The sequence below is a fragment of the Streptomyces sp. NPDC058457 genome (assembly GCF_042720695.1).
Classification (GTDB): Bacteria; Actinomycetota; Actinomycetes; order Streptomycetales; family Streptomycetaceae; genus Streptomyces.
Window position 1 is genome coordinate 22,177 of sequence record NZ_JBHXLU010000051.1, and the last position, 18,187, is coordinate 40,363.

Annotated in this window: 17 protein-coding genes and 1 pseudogene; 6 read left to right on the top strand and 12 right to left on the bottom strand. The window is 68.9% G+C overall.

The genetic code is table 11. The features are described from left to right. Window positions 1–95: 95 nt before the first annotated feature. The 3 genes from ACFWPS_RS32410 to ACFWPS_RS32420 all read right to left on the bottom strand — a co-directional run bounded on the left by ACFWPS_RS32410 (window position 96) and on the right by ACFWPS_RS32420 (window position 3,168). Window positions 96–722 carry a thiamine pyrophosphate-binding protein gene (locus tag ACFWPS_RS32410; protein WP_383711452.1) on the bottom strand — a complete coding sequence of 209 codons (627 nt, stop codon included), beginning with the start codon at window positions 720–722 and terminating at the stop codon, window positions 96–98. Window positions 723–854: 132 nt separating this feature from the next. Further along, window positions 855–1,958 (bottom strand): NAD(P)-dependent alcohol dehydrogenase, encoded by a 1,104-nt coding sequence (locus tag ACFWPS_RS32415; protein ID WP_383711454.1) that lies wholly within the window; start codon window positions 1,956–1,958, stop codon window positions 855–857. Between the two features lie 13 nt (window positions 1,959–1,971). Beyond that, on the bottom strand, window positions 1,972–3,168 hold the full coding sequence (locus ACFWPS_RS32420; protein WP_383711456.1) for an FAD-dependent monooxygenase: 1,197 nt from the start codon (window positions 3,166–3,168) through the stop codon (window positions 1,972–1,974). Window positions 3,169–3,315: 147 nt separating this feature from the next. Here ACFWPS_RS32420 and ACFWPS_RS32425 point away from each other — a divergent pair, with 147 nt between their 5' ends. Then, window positions 3,316–4,095: an IclR family transcriptional regulator gene (locus ACFWPS_RS32425; protein WP_383711459.1), complete on the top strand. Its 780-nt coding sequence runs from the start codon at window positions 3,316–3,318 to the stop codon at window positions 4,093–4,095. 25 nt (window positions 4,096–4,120) lie between these two features. Here ACFWPS_RS32425 and ACFWPS_RS32430 read toward each other — a convergent pair whose 3' ends face one another. Together ACFWPS_RS32430 and ACFWPS_RS32435 are read right to left on the bottom strand one after the other, a co-directional pair. Next, the gene (locus tag ACFWPS_RS32430; protein ID WP_383711461.1) at window positions 4,121–4,540 is read right to left on the bottom strand and encodes a nuclear transport factor 2 family protein; all 420 of its coding nucleotides are present in this window, start codon (window positions 4,538–4,540) and stop codon (window positions 4,121–4,123) included. Window positions 4,541–4,664: 124 nt separating this feature from the next. Further along, window positions 4,665–6,404: an MFS transporter gene (locus ACFWPS_RS32435; RefSeq protein ID WP_383711464.1), complete on the bottom strand. Its 1,740-nt coding sequence runs from the start codon at window positions 6,402–6,404 to the stop codon at window positions 4,665–4,667. Between the two features lie 339 nt (window positions 6,405–6,743). On the opposite strand from ACFWPS_RS32435, the gene ACFWPS_RS32440 reads away from it, so the two are divergent. After that, window positions 6,744–7,490, top strand: a complete 747-nt coding sequence (locus tag ACFWPS_RS32440; RefSeq protein ID WP_383711467.1) for an SDR family NAD(P)-dependent oxidoreductase — start codon at window positions 6,744–6,746, stop codon at window positions 7,488–7,490. A 259-nt stretch (window positions 7,491–7,749) separates the two neighbouring features. On the opposite strand, the gene ACFWPS_RS32445 is transcribed toward ACFWPS_RS32440, so the two are convergent. From ACFWPS_RS32445 to ACFWPS_RS32455, 3 genes are all read right to left on the bottom strand, one after another. Further along, on the bottom strand, window positions 7,750–8,235 hold the full coding sequence (locus ACFWPS_RS32445) for an MEKHLA domain-containing protein (RefSeq protein ID WP_383711470.1): 486 nt from the start codon (window positions 8,233–8,235) through the stop codon (window positions 7,750–7,752). A 142-nt stretch (window positions 8,236–8,377) separates the two neighbouring features. Further along, a complete protein-coding gene (locus tag ACFWPS_RS32450; protein WP_383711472.1) occupies window positions 8,378–8,818 on the bottom strand; it encodes a DUF6069 family protein in 441 nt (146 codons plus the stop codon). A gap of 49 nt (window positions 8,819–8,867) precedes the next feature. After that, window positions 8,868–9,479, bottom strand: a complete 612-nt coding sequence (locus ACFWPS_RS32455) for an NAD(P)-dependent oxidoreductase (RefSeq protein WP_383711474.1) — start codon at window positions 9,477–9,479, stop codon at window positions 8,868–8,870. Window positions 9,480–9,626: 147 nt separating this feature from the next. On the opposite strand from ACFWPS_RS32455, the gene ACFWPS_RS32460 reads away from it, so the two are divergent. The 3 genes and pseudogenes from ACFWPS_RS32460 to ACFWPS_RS32470 all read left to right on the top strand — a co-directional run bounded on the left by ACFWPS_RS32460 (window position 9,627) and on the right by ACFWPS_RS32470 (window position 11,269). Then, window positions 9,627–10,136 (top strand): MarR family winged helix-turn-helix transcriptional regulator, encoded by a 510-nt coding sequence (locus ACFWPS_RS32460; protein WP_383711476.1) that lies wholly within the window; start codon window positions 9,627–9,629, stop codon window positions 10,134–10,136. A 172-nt stretch (window positions 10,137–10,308) separates the two neighbouring features. After that, on the top strand, window positions 10,309–10,470 hold the full coding sequence (locus ACFWPS_RS32465) for a hypothetical protein (protein WP_383711589.1): 162 nt from the start codon (window positions 10,309–10,311) through the stop codon (window positions 10,468–10,470). Between the two features lie 98 nt (window positions 10,471–10,568). Beyond that, window positions 10,569–11,269 (top strand): annotated as a pseudogene (locus tag ACFWPS_RS32470) (SDR family NAD(P)-dependent oxidoreductase). A 332-nt stretch (window positions 11,270–11,601) separates the two neighbouring features. Here the strand turns inward: ACFWPS_RS32470 and ACFWPS_RS32475 are convergent. After that, the gene (locus ACFWPS_RS32475) at window positions 11,602–13,110 is read right to left on the bottom strand and encodes an MFS transporter (protein ID WP_383711479.1); all 1,509 of its coding nucleotides are present in this window, start codon (window positions 13,108–13,110) and stop codon (window positions 11,602–11,604) included. 112 nt (window positions 13,111–13,222) lie between these two features. Continuing rightward, the gene (locus tag ACFWPS_RS32480; protein ID WP_383711482.1) at window positions 13,223–14,383 is read right to left on the bottom strand and encodes an oxygenase MpaB family protein; all 1,161 of its coding nucleotides are present in this window, start codon (window positions 14,381–14,383) and stop codon (window positions 13,223–13,225) included. Between the two features lie 325 nt (window positions 14,384–14,708). Between ACFWPS_RS32480 and ACFWPS_RS32485 the strand changes: the two genes are divergently transcribed. Continuing rightward, window positions 14,709–15,320, top strand: coding sequence for a TetR/AcrR family transcriptional regulator (locus ACFWPS_RS32485; RefSeq protein ID WP_383711485.1), 612 nt, complete (start codon window positions 14,709–14,711; stop codon window positions 15,318–15,320). Between the two features lie 157 nt (window positions 15,321–15,477). Here ACFWPS_RS32485 and ACFWPS_RS32490 read toward each other — a convergent pair whose 3' ends face one another. Further along, window positions 15,478–16,056 carry a hypothetical protein gene (locus tag ACFWPS_RS32490; protein ID WP_383711487.1) on the bottom strand — a complete coding sequence of 193 codons (579 nt, stop codon included), beginning with the start codon at window positions 16,054–16,056 and terminating at the stop codon, window positions 15,478–15,480. 42 nt (window positions 16,057–16,098) lie between these two features. After that, window positions 16,099–18,180, bottom strand: a complete 2,082-nt coding sequence (locus ACFWPS_RS32495) for a thiamine pyrophosphate-binding protein (protein ID WP_383711490.1) — start codon at window positions 18,178–18,180, stop codon at window positions 16,099–16,101. Window positions 18,181–18,187 lie beyond the last annotated feature (7 nt).

Sequence of the window (18,187 nt, forward strand, 5' to 3'; positions counted from 1 at the left end):
GCCCCCCCGGGGGCAACAAGCTCCGGCCCCACCCCCCCCCCCGCCGGCCGGGGGCCCCCTCCCCCCCCCCCGGGGGGGCGCCCCCCCGGGGGGGGTCACCCCGGGGCGCCCCCCCCCTCGACGCGGTAGTCCTCGACATCGTCGACGTCGACCGACTGGCGGAGGACGTCCCAGGGAATGTCGAGGAGCACCGGGCCCTTGGGCTCCGACTGTGCGGTGCGGATCGCCTGGGCGACCAGGCGGGGGATCAGCTCGGTGCGGGTGACGCGATGCGCGAACTTGGTCACCGGGGCGGCCATGGCGACCTGGTCGAATCCGGCCTGCTGGTCGTTGACCTGGTCCGTCTCCAGAGGACCGGAGCCCGCGATGTAGAGGACCGGGGTCCGGTCCAGATGGGCGTTGGCGATTGAGGTCAGGACATTGGTGAAGCCGCCGCCGGCCGTGACGACGGCGACCCCCAGGTTTCCGGTGACCCGCGCGTAGCCCTCGGCCGCGTGGCCGGCGTTCATCTCGTGGCGCACGTCGACGATCCGGAGCTTGGCATCGAGGGCGTCCTGGAGGATGCCGTCGATGTGTGCTCCGGGCAGGCCGAAGGCCACGTTGACTCCGGCCCGCTGCAGCGTTCGCACGACGAGTCCACTACCGGTTGCGGTTGCCATTCGATGGTCCGCCTCTCTGGGCGTATTCAGAGTTTCAACAAAAAGCTGCGTGTGGGGCCGCATCTCGGGCGATCCGTACCGCAGTCTCGGGTGCGGTCTGGGCGAGGACAACGGCTGTGTTCGTTGGACGGTCAATGCCTTGTTCGCCTTGGAAAGATCGACATCGCATTGACGGGACTGTTCGCGGAAGCGATGTCAGGCTTCCGGCATTCTGAGCACGGCCTTGATCACCCGCCCGGAACCGGCCGCCTTCCACGCCTTGGCGAAGTCGTGGAAGGAGAACTCCTCGATCATCCGGTCGAAGGGGAACCGGCCCGCCCGCCAGTACTCGACCAGCTGCGGGATCAAGGCGTGGGGGTTGGCCGAGCCGCCGATGATCCCTTGAAGCCTGCGACCGCCGGAGAGGAGGAAACCGGTGTCCGGGACCCACTCGCCCGCGGGTGCCACCACGTAGCCGAGGGTGCCTTCGACGTCCAGGCACGTCGTCGCGGTCGCGTAGACGGACGGCACGTCCGCGGTGACGAACGCGAAGTCGAATCCGTCAGGCTCGATCTGTCGCAGTGCCGCCTCCTCACCGCCGTCACCCACCAGCACGGTGTCGGTCGCGCCCAGCTCCACGGCGAGCTCGAGCCGGGGGCGGCTGATGTCGACGGCGACGATGCACCGGGCGCCCGCGAGACGGGCGGCCATGACGGCCGCGAGCCCCACGCCTCCGGTGCCGAACACCGCGATCGACTGTCCGGGGCGCAACCTGAACGACTCCAGAACCGAGCCCGCCCCCGTGACGACGCCGCAGCCGAGCGGTCCCATCAGGTGCAGAGGGACGTCCTTCGGGAGGAGGACCGCGCTCCGTGCGGGCGCCACCGCGTACGTCGCGAAGGAGGACTGTCCGAAGAACACGGCCGCAACACGGTCTCCGGCCTGGGTGATCGGCGAGCTGCCGTCGAATCGCGCCCCACCGAAGGCCGCACGCATCGCCTCCCGGCAGTAGGTGGGCCGCGCGTCGAGACAGCTGGGACACACACCGCAGGAGTTGCCCGAGAGCACCACATGGTCACCGGCTCGCAGGCGCGTCACCCCCGGACCGACCGCCTCCACGACCCCTGCGCCCTCGTGCCCGAGCACTATCGGGTGAGGTACGGGAACCCCATGACCGTTGTGACAATTGATGTCGGTGTGACAGATGCCTGTTGCCACGATGCGCACCAGGACCTCGTCCGGCCTCGGATCCCCGAGGTCGACCTGCTCGAGTTCGGGGACGGTCCGACTCTCGCGTGACACCGCGGCCGTGATCTTCATGTCTACCTCCGCATCACACCGACGCCGATACGGCGGTCTCGGGGTCGTACTCGTAGATCCAGCCGTTCGTCTTGAGCGGGTCGGCCTGTGAGTACTCCAGGTCGCGTGCCTGCTGCTCGGGGCCGTCCGCTAGGTGGTTGATGTGGGACCGTCCGTGCGACACCTCCTGCAGGCGTGCCGTACGGTGTCGGCGGAGTTCTTCGTAGCGTCCCAGCGCCGCGATCGGGTTGTCCGGGTCCTCGGCAAGGCAGAGGGCCAGAACGGCGCCGTCCTCGATCGCCTGGGCGGCGCCCTGGGCGAAGAACGGGAACATCGGGTGGGCCGCGTCACCCAGCAGGGTCGCGTTTCCACGGTTCCAGCGGTCGAGGGGCTCGCGGTCGAGCAACGCCCAACGCCCCGGCGTGTCGGCTGCCGTGATGAGCTCCACCAGACGCGGATCCCAGCCGGCGAACTCGTCGAGCAGTTCCCTGAGCGTCGCAGTGGCCGTCCACGACTCGACACTGTTGGTCCCGGCCGGTGCGAAGGCGACGAGGTTGATGTACTCCTCGCCGGAAACGGGGTAGTGCACGAGGTGGTGGTCGGGGCCGATCCAGAGGGTCTGTGCGCGCCGCCTGGCGAAGTCGGGTGCCTGCTCCGCCGGCACGAGAGCCCGGAAGGCACAGATGCCCGACTCCCTGGCCTGGGTCGGCCCGACGATGGCGCCGCGCACGCGTGAGTGGACTCCGTCGGCGCCGATGAGGATGTCCGGGCGGACCGTCTCGCCGTCCTCGAAGTGAAGGACCGCCTGGTCGGCTTCGAACTCGACCGAGACGCAGCGCTTGCCGAGATGGACCGAGTGCTCGGGTACCGCCGACCTCAAGGCGTCGAGCAGGTCGGCACGGTGGGCGGCGTAGGTGTGCTCGCCGTACAGGCGTATGCACCCCTCGTCCAGGTTCTCCGCGGAGAGAACGGCGCCGTTCTCCCAGCGCCGGAACTCCCAGCCGATCTCCATGCGCACCGCGCGCTTGATGAACCGGTCCAGCACGCCGAGGCGTCGTAGCAGGCGGGCGGCGTTGGGTGCGATCACCAGGCCGGCGCCCACTTCGGTGAGCGCGGCCGCCTGCTCGTAGACGTCGCTTTCGAAGCCCTGGTCGCGAAGGAACGCCGCGGTAGCGAGACCCCCGATGCCGCCGCCCAGGATCGCGATCTTGGGGCCGTCTTCTGTGCTCATGCTCTTTCACTCCCGTGGACCTCGAGCGAGGTGGTAACTGGCTGTATGCAAGGGTTCGGTGAAATGCGCATTGATAGAACAGGGCTATCCATCCAACGAACATTGAAGGTAGGGTGAGCGGGGTCACGCTCGACAAAGGAGAGGTTTATGCCTCGCGCGAACGAACCCGGGCGCTCGGTGAGCTCCCGGCTGTGGGACCTGCTGTTCGCCTTCGACCCCAACAACACCGAGCTGAGCCTCGCCGACCTGGTGAGACGCACAGGCATGCCGCACGCCACCGCTAGGCGCCTCACGCTCGAACTCGTCGAGGTCGGCGCGCTGGAGCGCAGCAGCGACAACCGGTTCGCGATCGGCCTGCCGTTGTGGCGCCTCGGAACCCTCGCGCCGCGCGCCGAGACGCTCCGCAGCGCCGCGCAGCCGTTCGTGGAGGACCTGTACACGGCTCTTCGCCAGCATGTGCAGTTGGCGGTCCTCCAGGGCGGCCAGGCCGTGATCATCGAGCGACTGTCGGCGGTTCACGCCGTCGGCCTGACGTCGCAGGTCGGCGGCCTTCTCCCCTTGCATTGCTCCGGTGTCGGCAAGGTGCTGCTGAGCTACAGCAGTCCGGCCTTCATCGATGAAGTACTGGCGGGAAGGCTGCAACGCTTCACTCCCAAGACGATCGTGGACCCGGCCGAACTCCGTTGCGAACTGGCGTCCTGCCGCTCGACCGGAACGGTGGTCGTCAAGGAAGAGCTGACCGAAGGGGCTGAGTCGGTCGCGACGCGCATCGTCGACGGCAGCGGCAAAGTCGTCGCGGCCCTGTCCGTCGTGGTGGCCGCGGGCTCGATCAAACTGCAGGCGGTGGTTCCCTCGCTGGTCGCGAGCGGACTGGGACTGTCCAGGAGCCTCGGCTGGCGGCCGGGCATTCCCATCCGCACCTCGTAGCCCGCAGGGCGACGAAACCGGCACGTCATGCCGACGGCTGGCGCCGGGAGAGCTGCATGTGACCGAGGCGCCATCCCTCGTCGGTCGAGAACCACACCCGAGTCGCCACGGCCTGCACCAAGAAGGGCGGCAGGTCGGGCACGCGCCGGATGCGCATCTTCTGAAAGCACGTCACGATGACACGTCCTTCTCGCTCTTGGCACGTCACCTCGCTGGTCTCGGCCTCGAGAGTGGCCCCCATCGACGCGTTGTAGCGGAGGAAACGCTCGCGGTCGTGGACATTGCCGACCGGGCCGTGAACGATCACGCAGTCGCGGAGCATGAGGTGACGCTGCTCCTCGTCGCCCTTTGTGATCGCGATGAGCCACGCAGCCTCCGCCTGAGCGACCGTGGCCGGCGCGCGGACGTCGTCCGTACTGCTCGGTGCCGATTGTGTGGTGGTCATTGGTCCGACTCCTGTCCGAGTAAATCTCTTGAGCGTTTTTCTGTGTACGCCATGGCCCGTCGCGGCTGCTGCTCAGGAAGAGAGGTCACGACGGGCGCTCCGGCCGTCCTGGCCGACTTGTCACTCATGTCCCGGCGCCGGTGCGTTCGTCGGGCATCAGCCGTCGAGGGTGCGGGTCGTCGTCGAGATGGATCTCGCCCACACCACCGCGCGCACCCACGAGAGTGAGTGCCGCCGCCATGAGAGCAGCCATGCCACCGAGCACGTATGCGTGGGAGTAACTGTGGCTGAGGGCGTGGAAGGCGACGTCCTTGAGCGGGTTGAAGGGCACGACCTGACCATCGGGCGTGATGACACTGGCCGGCACCGAGTTGGCCCCCAGGGGGCCTGAGGCCACGGCATGAACCGCCGCCTCGAGCTGCGGTCTCTGATCCGCGGGAGCATGGGCCGGAGCGGCCTGGAAAGCCGCATAGGCCTTGCTCAGGCCAGGATTGTCGGCCAGGTTGCGGGCGATCTCCTTGGCAGCCTGGCCCAGCGCGACGGCACCCGTGATCGCGGGGCCGAGGGCGAACCCGAGGTCCCGGAACGTGCTCGTGGCACCGCTTGCCATGCCGGCGAGGTGGTTGGGCAACGTGTTGACCGCGACCGCGCTGATGGCGGCGAAGGCGAGTCCCGAACCGACGCCGGCGAGGATCAGAGGCCCGACGACGGCGCCAAGTGCCCGGTCGCTCGCCGGAACGCCGGCGAACCACAGCCCGCTGACGCCGACGAGGCCTAGGCCGGTGAAGAGCACCCAGCGGGGGTTGTAGCGCTCCAGCAGCCTGGAAGTGAGGGGCAACAGCACCAGGCCGATGCCCCCGAAGAAGAGGTAGGCGACGGAGCTCTTCAGCGGGCTGAACCCCTGAATGGTGGTGAGGCGGATACTGGTGGAGTACATGATCGCCAGGAAGCCGAACATGCCGATCACGGTGACCACCGAGTTCACGGCGAACGCCCGGTTCTTGAAGGCGCTCAGGAGAAGCAGCGGCGCGGCCACGCGACCTTCCGCGAAGACGAACAGCACGAGGAAGACGGCCGCGAGGATGAACGCGATGACGATCTGTGGGCTCCCCCAGCCGCTCTCGGGGCCCTGGATCACTGCGTACAGCAGAGCGAACAGGCCGAGCGCGACAGTGATCTGCCCCGGCCAGTCGATGGATCGGCCCCCGGGTGACGCCGAGTTCTGGGCGAGGGCCAGCGACAGGACCACGCTCACCACAGCGATGGCAAGGACACCGACGTACGCCCAGCGCCAGTTCGCGCTCCCGGCCCATCCGGTGTGGATCTTGGCGGCGACGCCTGCCAGCAGCGGCCCCAAGAAGCCGCCGACCGAAAGCGCCGAGGCCCAGACCGCCACGCCGCGCGCGCGGCGGCCAGTGGTGTGCGTGCCGGCCGCCACCATGGCGAGGCTCGTCGGGAAGATCGCCGCGGCCCCGATGCCGTTGAGGACCTGGGCCAGGATCAGTAACGTCACCCGCGTGCCGGTCGACGATCCCTCACCCGGCACCAGGACCGCGAGGGTCGAGCCCACGACGATGAGCGCGGCGCCCCCGATGAGCAGCCGCTTGCGGCCGAACAGGTCACCGAACACGCCGAAGCCCAGTTCCAACGCGGCGACGGGAATGAAGAAGGCGTCGACGATCCACGTCAGCTGGGCCGAGGTCGGCGTGAGATCCTGCTGGATCAGCCCGGTGATGAGCGAGGGGACGGAAAGGGCTATCTGCGAGAGGCACACAGCGAGCACCACCGCGGCGAGAGTGCCTGAGCTCAGGGTGTATCTGCCACCCTCTCCCTCTTTCGCACCGGGTGTTTCGATCTGAACCATGGGCGACTCCCTGCGCACAGAGCGCTGCTGTCGGAACCGACGTTCGCCGCCGGACCTTGCTGCGAGTGCTTGTCTCTCGGCTCTCGGCCATCCCGGCAGCACCGCTGCCGAACCGGCCCTGGTGCCCTCGCGGAGTTCCTCCGCGTGGCTCTTCGGTCAAACCTGAATCAGGACGCACAGCACGGTGACCAATCAGCGAGTAGCGACAAGGTAGGAAGTGACCCCCGTCACGCTCAATGGACATGTTCATTGGACGGACAAGCCACCTCCTGTCGACGGCGTCGATGCGCACCATCCAGGAGTGAGACCGTTCGAGCGCTGGCCGAGGAGAGATGCGTCATGGCTGGGAAACTGACCGGCAAGATCGCCGTCGTGACCGGAGGCAGTAGGGGGATCGGGCAGGAGATCGCCCGCAGGCTCGCGTCGGAGGGCGCGGACATCGCGGTCGCGGACATCGATCCGGCCGACGAGACGCGGACACTCGTCGCGGAGACCGGACGACGATTCGTCAGCGACAAGGTCGACATCTCCGACGAGGAGGCGATCCACGGTTTCGCCGCGCGGGTCCGCGATGAACTGGGTCCCGTCGACATCCTGGTGAACAACGCTGCCGTGGTTCTGCTTGCCGACTTCGACCGCGTGACCTACGACGAGTGGCGTCGCACCTTCGCCGTCAACGTGGACGGACCCTTCCTGACCTCCAAGGCGTTCCTGCCGCACCTGAAGGAGTCCGGGTCGGGTCGGATCATCAACATCACCTCGGCCAGCTACTGGACCGCGCCGCCGCCCTTCGTCTCCTACATCTCCGCCAAGGGCGCCCTGAACGGATTCACCTCCGTCCTGGCCACCGGCCTCGGCGCCCACAACATCACCGTGAACGGCGTCGCCGCGGGTCTCGTCCGGACGGCCGCCGCCGTGGAGAACACGGACGAGTCCTTCTTCGAGCAGGCCGTGCAAGGGCAGAACATCAAGCGGGTGCAGATGCCGTCCGACGTCTCGGGCGTCGTGACGTTCCTCGCCTCCGACGACGCCGCGTTCATCACCGGGCAGCTCATCGTCACGGACGGGGGCAGCACGCGCCGCTAGGACCTCCGCGACGGGCCGCCGGGACGCCCGTGCGTCGAGGTGTTCGTCACCCGGCGAACTGCCCCAGAGTATGGGCGGATCGGGCGCGGCGTGACAGCGAAGTCATTCCGCGCCCGCCGATGCGGTAGAGCTGCCTGAGCGGCCTCTCGAAGAGGGGCTGTCATCGGTCTGCGTTGACCGGATTCCCTGGACACGGGTCGGTTCGCGAGAGCGGACGGTCTGTCGAACAGCCGCGGGCCCATTGACGCGTCGGACATGATCAGCCGCCTGTCCGGTCCTCCGAGACGTCCGTCCACGACCGGAACACGGCGGCCTGACCGTGGTGTGTGCCGTCGGCGTCCAGCAGGTTCCACATCGTGACGTCTTCTATCCAGAATCCCCGGCCGGACTTGGCGATCCTCAGGCCGCGGTAGCCGGACGCGTACCCGCGCTCCGCCACCGATCGCACGAACCCCGCCCTGTCGCTCTGTCCCCCTGGAGCCGCGGACAGCCGGGACGGGAGCCGCACGAACTCCTGCCAGGTGTATTCGAAGCACCTCTGGGCGGTCGTATTCGCGTAGATGAAGATCGGATCCGCGCTCGTGTCGTGCGCGAGCAGCCCGAACGGTGCGTCCTCGTAGAGCCGGCGGGCCGTCTCGCCGTCGTGCGAGGGCCCGGACGGCCACAACGGGGCGCCGGTCAACCGCTGGTAGCTCGACACGAGAAGCCGCGCGAAAGCGACGTCGTGGTGGGAGACCGCAGTCATCGATGTGGGCCTCTCATCCGTCCCTGCGGGTAAACGGAACCAAGGCATTCGCACGCATGTGCTGAATGCCTTGGCCGGACGCAGACTACTCCGTCGATACGATCATCGCCGCGACCGGGGGTTGTGTATCCCGGGGGAGGCGTCAGCCCTGGCGGCCGTCCAGGGGGAGGAATCGCCGAAAGGCGGGGACGGCGACAGCCGCGACGACGAAGTGCATGACCATCAGGGCGATGACGGCCCCCCAACTGGTGCCGGGCTTGCTGTCGGAGGCGCCGACGAGAACGTCCGGGACAAGGCTGACGAGGACGACGACAGGTACGAGGGTGCGCAGCAGACCGGCGGGACGTGCCGAGCGGGCGCGGACGATCGCCCAGGCGGCGGCGCCGACCAGGACCCCGAAGACGGTGAGGGGCGCGTAGGCGGTGAGGTGGAGCGGCTGGAAGTCGCCCGAGGCGCCGGCCGCGCGTGCGGACACGGCGACGACGGCGTTGAGCGCTATGGCGACGACTGCGGTCCCGACCAGACCCCCGGCGATGATGAGGCCGTTGGGGCGGGCGGAACGGGTGGCGAGCTGTCCGCTCATGGTGTTCTCCGAATCAGAACAGGGCGATTTGGCGAAGGGGGAAGGAGGTTCAGCCGGCGATGACGACGGAGCGGCGGCTGGTGGAGACGTTCGTGACGGCGGCCAGCATCCAGGCGGCCACATCGGCGCGGCTTACGGTGTCACCCATGCGCAGGGTGGCCGCGTCCGGGAGGGGCTTGGCGCCACCGGTGGAGGGTCCGTTGGTGAGGCGGACTGCGTGGACGATCGTCCAGTCGAGGTTGCTGGCGCGGAGCACGTCCTCGGCCGCGGCCTTGTCCTTGACCATCGCCCTCATCGCCAGGCCGGCCATGGCCTTGGCCGGACCGCTGAGCCGATCGTGCAGAACGGCGAACGACGAGAGGTACACGAAGCGGCTGACGCCGGTGTTGGCCGCACCGGCGATGACCGCGCGCGTCGCGTCGGTGATGACGGTTCCCCCACCGGCTCCGAGGACGCTGATCACCGCGTCCACGCCCACCATGGCCTGCGTGACGTCACCGGCGTCCGTGGCCTGGCCGGAGACGACGTCGAGTCCGGGCCGGGCGGCGTCCAGCTTCTGGGGGGAGCGTGCCAGGGCGCGCACGGTGTGACCGGCCGCCAGAGCCTGGTCGACGACCAGGCGGCCGGTGGCGCCGGTGGCGCCGAGAACGAGCAGCTTCACGACGGTCTCCTACGGAGTTCGCTGCTCGGCACAGACCCGGGCAGTCACTTAAATGATGAAGTGAAATGTAGCGCGCTATGACTTCAAGCATCAAGTGATCTCGGCCCGACTTTCGCTTCAAGTGTGAAGTGACGGTAGATTGGGGGCGTGACAAAGATCCCGGCCGAAGAGGGCCCCCGATGGCTCGATGAGCAGGAACGGCGCGCATGGCTGAGCCTGGCCGGCATCATGCTGCGCCTGGAGAGTGCCCTCGACGCGCAACTGCGGTCGGCAGGGCTGAACTACTTCGACTATGGCGTGCTGGCGGCGCTGTCGGAGTCGCCGGAGCGGACGCTGCGCATGAGCGTGCTCGCCTCCTACGCCGAGGGCTCGCTCTCCCGCCTGTCCCAGGTCGTCGCCCGTCTCGAACGCAAGGGATACGTGCACCGCAGCCCCGACCCCACCGACGGCCGCTACACCTTGGCGGCCCTGACCGAGGAAGGGTACGAGACGGTTCTCGACGTCGCTCCGGGTCATGTCCAGGAGGTCAGACGGCTGGTCTTCGACCCCCTGACCAAGGCCCAGGTCCGCCACCTCACCGACATCGGACAGCGCATCCTGCACGCCATCGATCCCGACCACTCCGGCGGCGACCACGGCTTCATCCCCGGCCGCTGAACACCACTGGTTCCACGGCTTTGGTCCCACCGGCCCCGCGGCTGGTCATGGCCCGGGGTCCGCGTCCTGTTCGCGATCTGGCTGTCGGGCCCGGTCGAGGCGAAGAAGGCCGCGGAGCTGTCCGGCATGAGCAGGGCGGCCGTGTCGGCACTGGTCAACACCCTGGAAAGGGATGGGCTGGTCAGCCTGTCTGGCCTTCGCCCAGCAGGCGGCACGCATCGTGCCCATCGGTCTGCCGGACGAGTTCCTCGCCGCGGGCGCGCTGCCCACGCTCCACGACCGCTACGGGCTCTCCGTCGCGGCGATCAAGGAGCGTGTGCGCCGCGAACTCTGATCCCCGTTCCCGCCTTTCCCCTTCCCAGGAGAACCGCATGTCCACTGAACTCACCCCCCCGCACCGCCGTCGTCACCGGCGCCGGCTCCCGTCGCGGTATCGGACGCACCACCGCACACGCCCTTGCCGCCGCCGGCTACCACATCGCCGTACTCGATCTCGCCGAGGACGCCGCCGAGGACGCCGCTCAGGAGATCGCCGCCCGGCACGGGGTGGAAGCCCTGGGCCTCGCGGCGGACGTCACCGACGCGGCTGCCGTGGACGCCGCGTTCGCGGATGCGGCACTTCCGCCGATCGGCGTCCTCGTGAACAACGCGGGGATCACCTACCGACCCGCTTCCTCGACGTCACATCCACCGAGTGGGACAAGATCTTCGACGTCAACGTCCGGGGAGGCTTCCTGGTAACCCACCGCGTGGCAGCGGGGATGGCTGATCGGGGCTTTGGCCGGATCGTCTTCCTCTCGTCGGTCTCGGCCGAACGCGGTGGCGGGGTGTTCGGGGGAGTGGCTTACTCGGCGGCCAAGGCGGCGCTCCTCGGCTTCGCCCGGTCGCTCGCCCGCGAACTCGGTCCTACCGGCGTGACCGTCAACTCCGTCGCACCGGGCCTGATCGATACCGACATCACGCAAGGCAAGCGGGACGAGGAACGCAAGGCCGCCATGATCGCGGACGTTCCGGTCCGCCGGATCGGGGGCGTCGAGGACGTGGCCGGAGTGATCGCCTTCTTGGCCCGGCCCGAGTCGGGCTACCTCATCGGTGCGACGTACGACGTCAACGGCGGGTCCCACATTCATTGACGGAACGGGGAGCTTCCCGGCCTCCGGTGGCGAGCGGGAGGAGGGGGAGAGAAGCCGAACCGTCACCGACCGGCCCGGGCCCGTCGCCCGGGTGGCCACAGACGCCGCAGCCGTTGTCGTTCGGCGTGCCCACCACGGCCGTGGCCCCGCGCACGCCGTAACCCGGCACGTCGTGAACGGCCGCTGCACTGGGCGGGCTCAGCACGGCGAGTCACCCGTTCCTGGGCCCGCAGAGTCCGGCTGACAGCATCCCGCCATCGCCGCGTCGACGACATGCACAAGCTGCCCCCGGAGAGCGCCTTGGCCCTGGGAGCAGCTTGTGCGGCCGGGACTCACATGTGGACGACCGGTGCCGCGTCCGGGTCTTGCGCGGGGACGCCTCGGCGGTAGAGGAGGGCGCTGATGACCAGGCCTGCGGCGAAGAAGGCGGCGGACCACCAGTAGGCGGTGGAGTAGCCCTCCAGGCCGGCGTGGGCGAGGACCATCGGGTCCTTGGCGTCGCGGCCGTCGAGGTAAGTGGTGACGGCGGTGGTGGAGAGGGTGTTGAGGAGGGCGGTGCCGAGGGAACCACCGACCTGCTGCATGGTGTTGACGGCGGCGGAGGCCACGCCGGAGTCCTCGGCGGCCACGCCGGCGACGGCCAGGCTCATGGCGGGAGGCATCACCAGACCGAGGCCGAGGCCCGCGATGACCAGCGGGGGCAGGACGTCGGTGGTGTAGGTGCTGTTGAGGTCGAGGGTGGTGAGCCAGACCATTCCGGCGGCGGCCAGCCCCATGCCCAGGGGCACGACCGGCTTGGGGCCGATGCGGGGAATGAGGACGGTGGTGGCGAGGGTGGAGGCGAGCATGAGCCCGGCGACCATGGGCAGGAAGGCCAGGCCGGTCTTGACGGGGGTGTAGCCCAGGCTCTGCTGGAGGTAGTAGGTGAGGAAGAGGAAGACACCGAACATGCCGGCGCCGCTGATCAGCACCGAGACGAAGGAGGCGCCACGGTTGCGGTCGAGCAGGACGCGCAGGGGCAGCAGGGGGTGGGTGGAGCGGGTCTGCCACCAGGCGAACGCGGCGAGCAGGATGCCACCGGCCAGCAGATAACCCCAGGTCTGTACCGAACTCCAGTCGTGGCTCTCGGCGTTGGAGAAGCCGTAGACAAGGCAGAACAGGCCGCCGCCGACGAGAAGCGCGCCGGGGATGTCGAGGGTGGCGGTCCTGTCGCGGGTGGCGCGCTTGAGCAGGAGCGCTCCGCCGGCGAAGGCGACGGCGGCGAAGACGAGGTTGACGTAGAGGGTCCAGCGCCAGTCGAGGTGCTCGGTCAGCAGGCCGCCGAGCAGCAGGCCGATGGCTCCGCCGGCGCCGGCGATGGCGCCGTAGACACCGAAGGCCTTGGCGCGTTCCTTGGCGTCGGTGAAGGTCACGGTGAGCAGGGACAGGGCGGCGGGGGCGAGCAGGGCGCCGAAGACGCCCTGTGCGGCGCGGGCGGTGACCAGCATCTCGAAGCTGGTGGCGGCGCCGCCGAGGGCGGAGGCACCGGCGAAGCCGACCAGGCCGACGAGGAAGGTCATCTTGCGGCCGAACAGGTCGGCTATCCGGCCGCCGAGCAGGAGCAGGCTGCCGAAGGCGAGGGCGTAGGCGGTGACCACCCACTGCCGGTTGCCGTCGGAGAAGCCCAGGTCCTTCTGCGCCGAGGGCAGGGCGATGTTCACGATGGTCGCGTCCAGGACGACCATGAGCTGGGCCACGCCTATGACGGCGAGGATCCACCAGCGGTGACGTGGCGGTGCGTCAGAGGGAGGGAGCATGGACACGGTGGCCGTGTCCGACGCGGGGGCTGATGTTTCGGACATGACGAAACTCCTGAAGGGAGAGGAAGAGGAACAGTTGAACGGTGCGGGACGGCTGCGTCGTCGGAGCTCGTCATGTGCTGTGCTGTGGTGGCCGGCAAGGGGGGAAGGCGAATCAGGCCGCCCGGACGCCCGGGCGATCACCTTCTGTGGCTTTGCGGCACGAGCGGGCGCGAGGAGGGAGGGCCGCCTTGAGGTGCGGCCCGGGCTCCGCCAGCGCTCGACGGCGGGCCTCTTGGGCCGAGGCGGGGGAGTAGGTCTGCCAGTAGCGGGCCTGGCGGTTGAGCTGGCTGATCAGCGGGATGAGATCGGTCGCGGACGGGACGACGGGGATACCCAGGTGATCCCCCCACTCCTCTCCGAAGGTCCGCCGGAGCACGCTGTGGATGAGGTGGCGCAGCTGCTCCTCGGACAGCCCGACGCCCGGAGCGTCGGCCATCGCGCGGGCCTGTGCACCGATCATGGCCGAGGTCAGGGTCGTCGAGTTCTCATCGGGCGCGGGCGTCGTGAAGTCCAGCAGGTCCAGCAGCCGGCACGCGCCGGCGTGGTCACCGACGTCCTGGTATAGGCGCTCGTCGAGTCCCAGGAGATGGGCGACGTACGACCAGTACTGGTAGAGGTAGTGCTCCTCTTCCGGGCTCATGCCGATGCCGACGGCATCGAGGGCCCGGAAGGCGGTGAAGGTGAATCCGAGCCAGGTACGGGCCATGTCGAGCTGGCCGATCGGCAGGCCCTCGGCGCCCCGGTCCCAGTCCTCGACGGCGTCGGCCCGCATCCGGGCATGGCGCAACCGGACCTCGACGGTGGCCAGGTAGCCAGGCCGTCCGCGGAGCAGCCCTCCCGGCCGGACGGTCTGCCGTGCCCATACACCGCTCCCCGCGAGCCGACGCGCAGCAATGTCCGTCGCACTGCCCGTCCGGACCAGCTGTCGTGCGGTGGCAGGAGAGGCATAGGAGTGCGCGAGCGCACTGGTCAGCGAGCAGAGCTGGAACCACATGGGGGGCACGGACAGGCTCGCGACATCGCCGCGATGAAGCATCAAGGGGTCGACCCAGGAAGGAGGCGTTTCCAGTTGACGCAGCAGCGCGGCTACGGCCGTGGGGGGCTCCGCGTCCAGGCTTGCCAGGCCGTTCGTGAGGCCCGCGTCGAGAGCACGCCGTGCCTGCGCGCCGTATTGGTCCAGTTCGGCGACGACGGCATCGGCGAGGGGATCCCCGGCGGTGATCAGGGTCACCACGTGGTCGGGGGCCTTTCGGAGCGGGGGGTGCGCGGTCATGTGGCACTCACTTTCGGAGAGCGCTCGGCCTGCTCCGGCATATGACGGAGCAGGCCGAGCGTGGTGGGGGAGCGGTGGTTCCGGTGGTGACTGGTGTGGGTCAGCCCTGCGAGGAACGGCTGACTCGACTGCTTGCCTCACGCCACGAATGGTCTGACGCCTGTCAGATTAGCTGTATTCTGACATCTGTCAAGTAAGGTGTTGGCGAGCCGCCTAAGCTGGTGGCGAGTCCCAGAGGTCCGGGGCGATCGGTGAGGAGACAATGGTGGGAGCCAGAACAGAACCCGCCCGACGGCCGGGGCGCCCGAGCCGGGACACTCGTGCTGTGCCCGACGAGGAGAGCATCTTGCTGCGCGGGCTCGAGGCCTTCGCCGAGCTGGGGTACGACGGTGGTTCCGCACGGGTGCTGGCCCGCCGCCTGGGAGTCAGTCACAACTTCATCAACGACCGGTACGGGTCGAAGGCGGCCTTCTGGCGTGCGGTGGTCGACGCTGCCCTGAGGGCGCAACTGGCGTGCCTGCCGAAGACGGATCCCTCACTCGACGATGCCGAGCAACTGCGCCTGATCATCGTCGGCTTCTACCGGAGCGCGGGGGACACGCCGTTGATCGGACGGGTCCTCGTCGACGAGTTCTCCCGGGACACGGAGCGGCTGGACTACCTCTACGAGCAGTACATCGCTCCGACTCTGCAGCTCATGGTGCCGAGTATTGATCGGCTCGTCGCCGCCGGACGCATGGCGCCCATCCCGATGGACGTCATGTTCTTCGCCGTCATCCCTCCGGTCTCGGGCATGCTGGACGGGCCTTTGGCGCGACGCCTGGGGAGGCCGGACCCCGCTTCGTCGGAGCAACTCACGGCCACGGCGGAGCGGTTGGCGACGCTGGTGGTCAACGGACTGCTCGCCACAGGTGCGGAGGGCGGCCGCGGAGCCTGATCCAGCTGCGCCCTCCTAGTGCGTGCACAGCACGACCAGCCCCCGGGCCATACGAACAAAAAAGGGGCCCCGCAGGCTCTCGCCTGCGAAGACCCTTCGCACCGTCGGGACGGCAGTACTTGAACAGGAGCCTGTCGACCCCGTAGACGGTGGGCGGTCAGGTCACCTTTTCCAGGGTGCCGTGGTTGTCGAGGTAGAAGTCCTCGCCGACCATCAGACCGTCGCGGAACGGGATGACGATGGCGGCCCTGGACCTGTGCACGTAGACGTCGTCGACGGTTCCTCCGTCCGGCAGGGGCATGCCCGTCTCGGCCAGTGCCGCACCAGGCAGCCGGAGGCGCGTCCAGCCGTCCCAGGCGATGGCGTCGTCGTTGATGAAGAAGTGCTCGATCTCGACTTCGAGGCTGTCCATGGCCAGCCTGCCGTTGGCCATGTTCGCGAGGTAGTCCGCGCGCACCGTGTCCCTGTGGGCGACCCGCCCGCCCTGCTGTTCGATCGCGACGGGGTCGCCGTAGCAGTGGTAGACGCAGTCGTCCACCAGTGTCGCCATCGTCCGGTCGATGTCGTGGTCGCGCACCTCGGCGAGCGAGTGCTCGATGAGCAAGTCGATCATCGCGGCATGCCTGGGGTTCTCGGTTTCGGCCTTCCGGGCTTCGAGGAAGTCGATGAACCTGGCCATGTCGGGCAGGCGGGCCCCTGTATGCGCCGATTCCTCTTGTCGTTCAACAGTCGTCATGGTGTCCTCCTGGAGATCGATTGTGGGATGCCGCGTTGTTCGTCAGTTCGGCCATGAGCCGTCGACGAACAGGTCGGCATGGCCCGCCTTGCGGGTGGTCTTGGGGTCCGGATCGGGCCATCCGGCCATGTGCAGGTGCATCGTGCTCGCGGCCGTCATCACCTCGATGAAGTAGGGGCCGTCAGCGGCTATCGCACGACGGATCGCCGCCGCGAGCTCGTCCGCCTTGTCCACCCGCTCGCCCGGTACGCCCATGCCTTGGGCGACCGCGGTGTAGTCGGTCTCGGGAAGGTCGGTCCAGTGCGTGAACGGCACCGAGCCCGGGCCTCCGTGCTCGCGGCCGCGCCGGCCGCCGTACAGGCCACCGTTGTTGAGGACGATGCTCACGACCTTGAGATTGCGCTCGGCGAGCACCGAGAGCTCGCTGCAGTCGTAGTAGAAGCCGGCGTCGCCGCCGACGCTGACGACCAGTCGGTCGGGTGCGGCGAGTTTCGCGCCGATCGCCACCGGGAGGGACGACCCCAGCGCCGCGTAGTGGAAGCCCAGCGGTGCCGCGAAGCCGGAAGGGTACTTCGACTCCCGGTACACCATCCCGGGCACCGGGAAGCCCTCGTCGTTGACGAAGATGGTCCCTGCGGGAACCTCCTCCGAGAGGACCTGGCCGATCGCTGCCGGCATGATCGGGTCGGTGCCGACGAAGGACCTCAGCGTCTCGGCGTAGGAGTCCTTCGCCGTCGCGATCTCCGCTGTCCGCACCTCGTCCGCGCGGTGTCGGCTCTCCACACCGGAGGCCTGCAGGCTGTCGTTGAGTTGGCCGAGGAACGCCTTCGCGTCGGCGACGATGCCCAGCGTCGGCTGGAAGATCCGGCCGAGCTGAGACTCCTCGATGTCGACCTGTACCACCTTCTCCGGCTTGGCGAGGGACCACGACAGGGTGGCCGTCTGGGAGAAGGAGAACCCGACCGCGACCCACAGGTCGGCCTCCTCGGCCACCTTGGTGCCCGTCCCGAAGTACCCCCAGCCGCTCATGTCGCCCGCGTAGAGCGGGTGATCGTCCGGCAGGACCGCGCGGCCTCCCGCCCCGCTCGACACCACCGGAATGCCGGTCGCGTCGACGAACCGGCGAAGCTCGCCCGTTGCGTCGGCGAGATGTATGCCCGCTCCCGCCAGTATCACGGGCCGCTCGGCGGCCTCGATCAACTCCAGCGTCCGCCGTACGCTCGTCTCGCCCGCCGCGGGCGGCTCCGGCAGCGTGAGCTGCTCGGTCCTGACCGTGGTCCTCTGGTACATCGCACCCTGGGTGAGGTCGAGCACCGCGGGGCCGAACTTGCCGGTGCTCGCCGCGAGCACCGCCTGCCGGACGGCCAGCGGCAGGTCCTCGCCGTCGACGACACGTTTGATGTACTTCGACAGGGGCTTGAGCGCCGGATACAGCTCGGTCGCGTCCTGCAGGATGTCCCGCATGTCCCACGCCGCCGCGCTTTCGATCAGCATGAGAACCAGGGGGGTGGAGTCGAGCTTGGCCGCGTACACGACCGGCGCGGCGTGCAGCGCGCCGACGCACCACGTGAGCGCCGCGGAGGCGGCCCGCCGCTTCACCCGGTTGTAGCCGTAGGACATCCACGCCGCGGACAGCTCGTTGCGCGCGTTGAAGTCCTTCATGCCGTGCGCGGTGATGCTGCGCTCCAGGCTCGTGGACACACCGCCCGTGTAGCCGAAGACGTACTCGACCCCGCACGCGGTGAGCGTCTCCACGACAGCGACCGATCCCTCCCGGAACGGCAACCGGGCGCCCGACCCGACTCGCACGCCCTCCACCGGGGCTCGCTCCTTGAACGGCCCGACGCCCAGCTCGACGTGGCCCAGGAGAATGTCGCCCTCGACCTCCGCCTCGAAACGAAGCGGGGCCGGGTTGCTGCCGACGGCGATGGTCCAGGACAGGCGCCGCCCCTTGATGTCTCCCTCGCTGGTGCTGGCGCCCTCCGGGGTCTCGAACCGCACCGACAGCGAGTCGCCGTCCGGGGTCAGAGTGAGCACACCGCTCTGCGGCGGGAACGCCCCCGGGCGCAGGGTGAGGTCCCACGTCCCACCGATCCGCGTCGCGGCCTCGTCAGCAGTTGTCATCGAATGC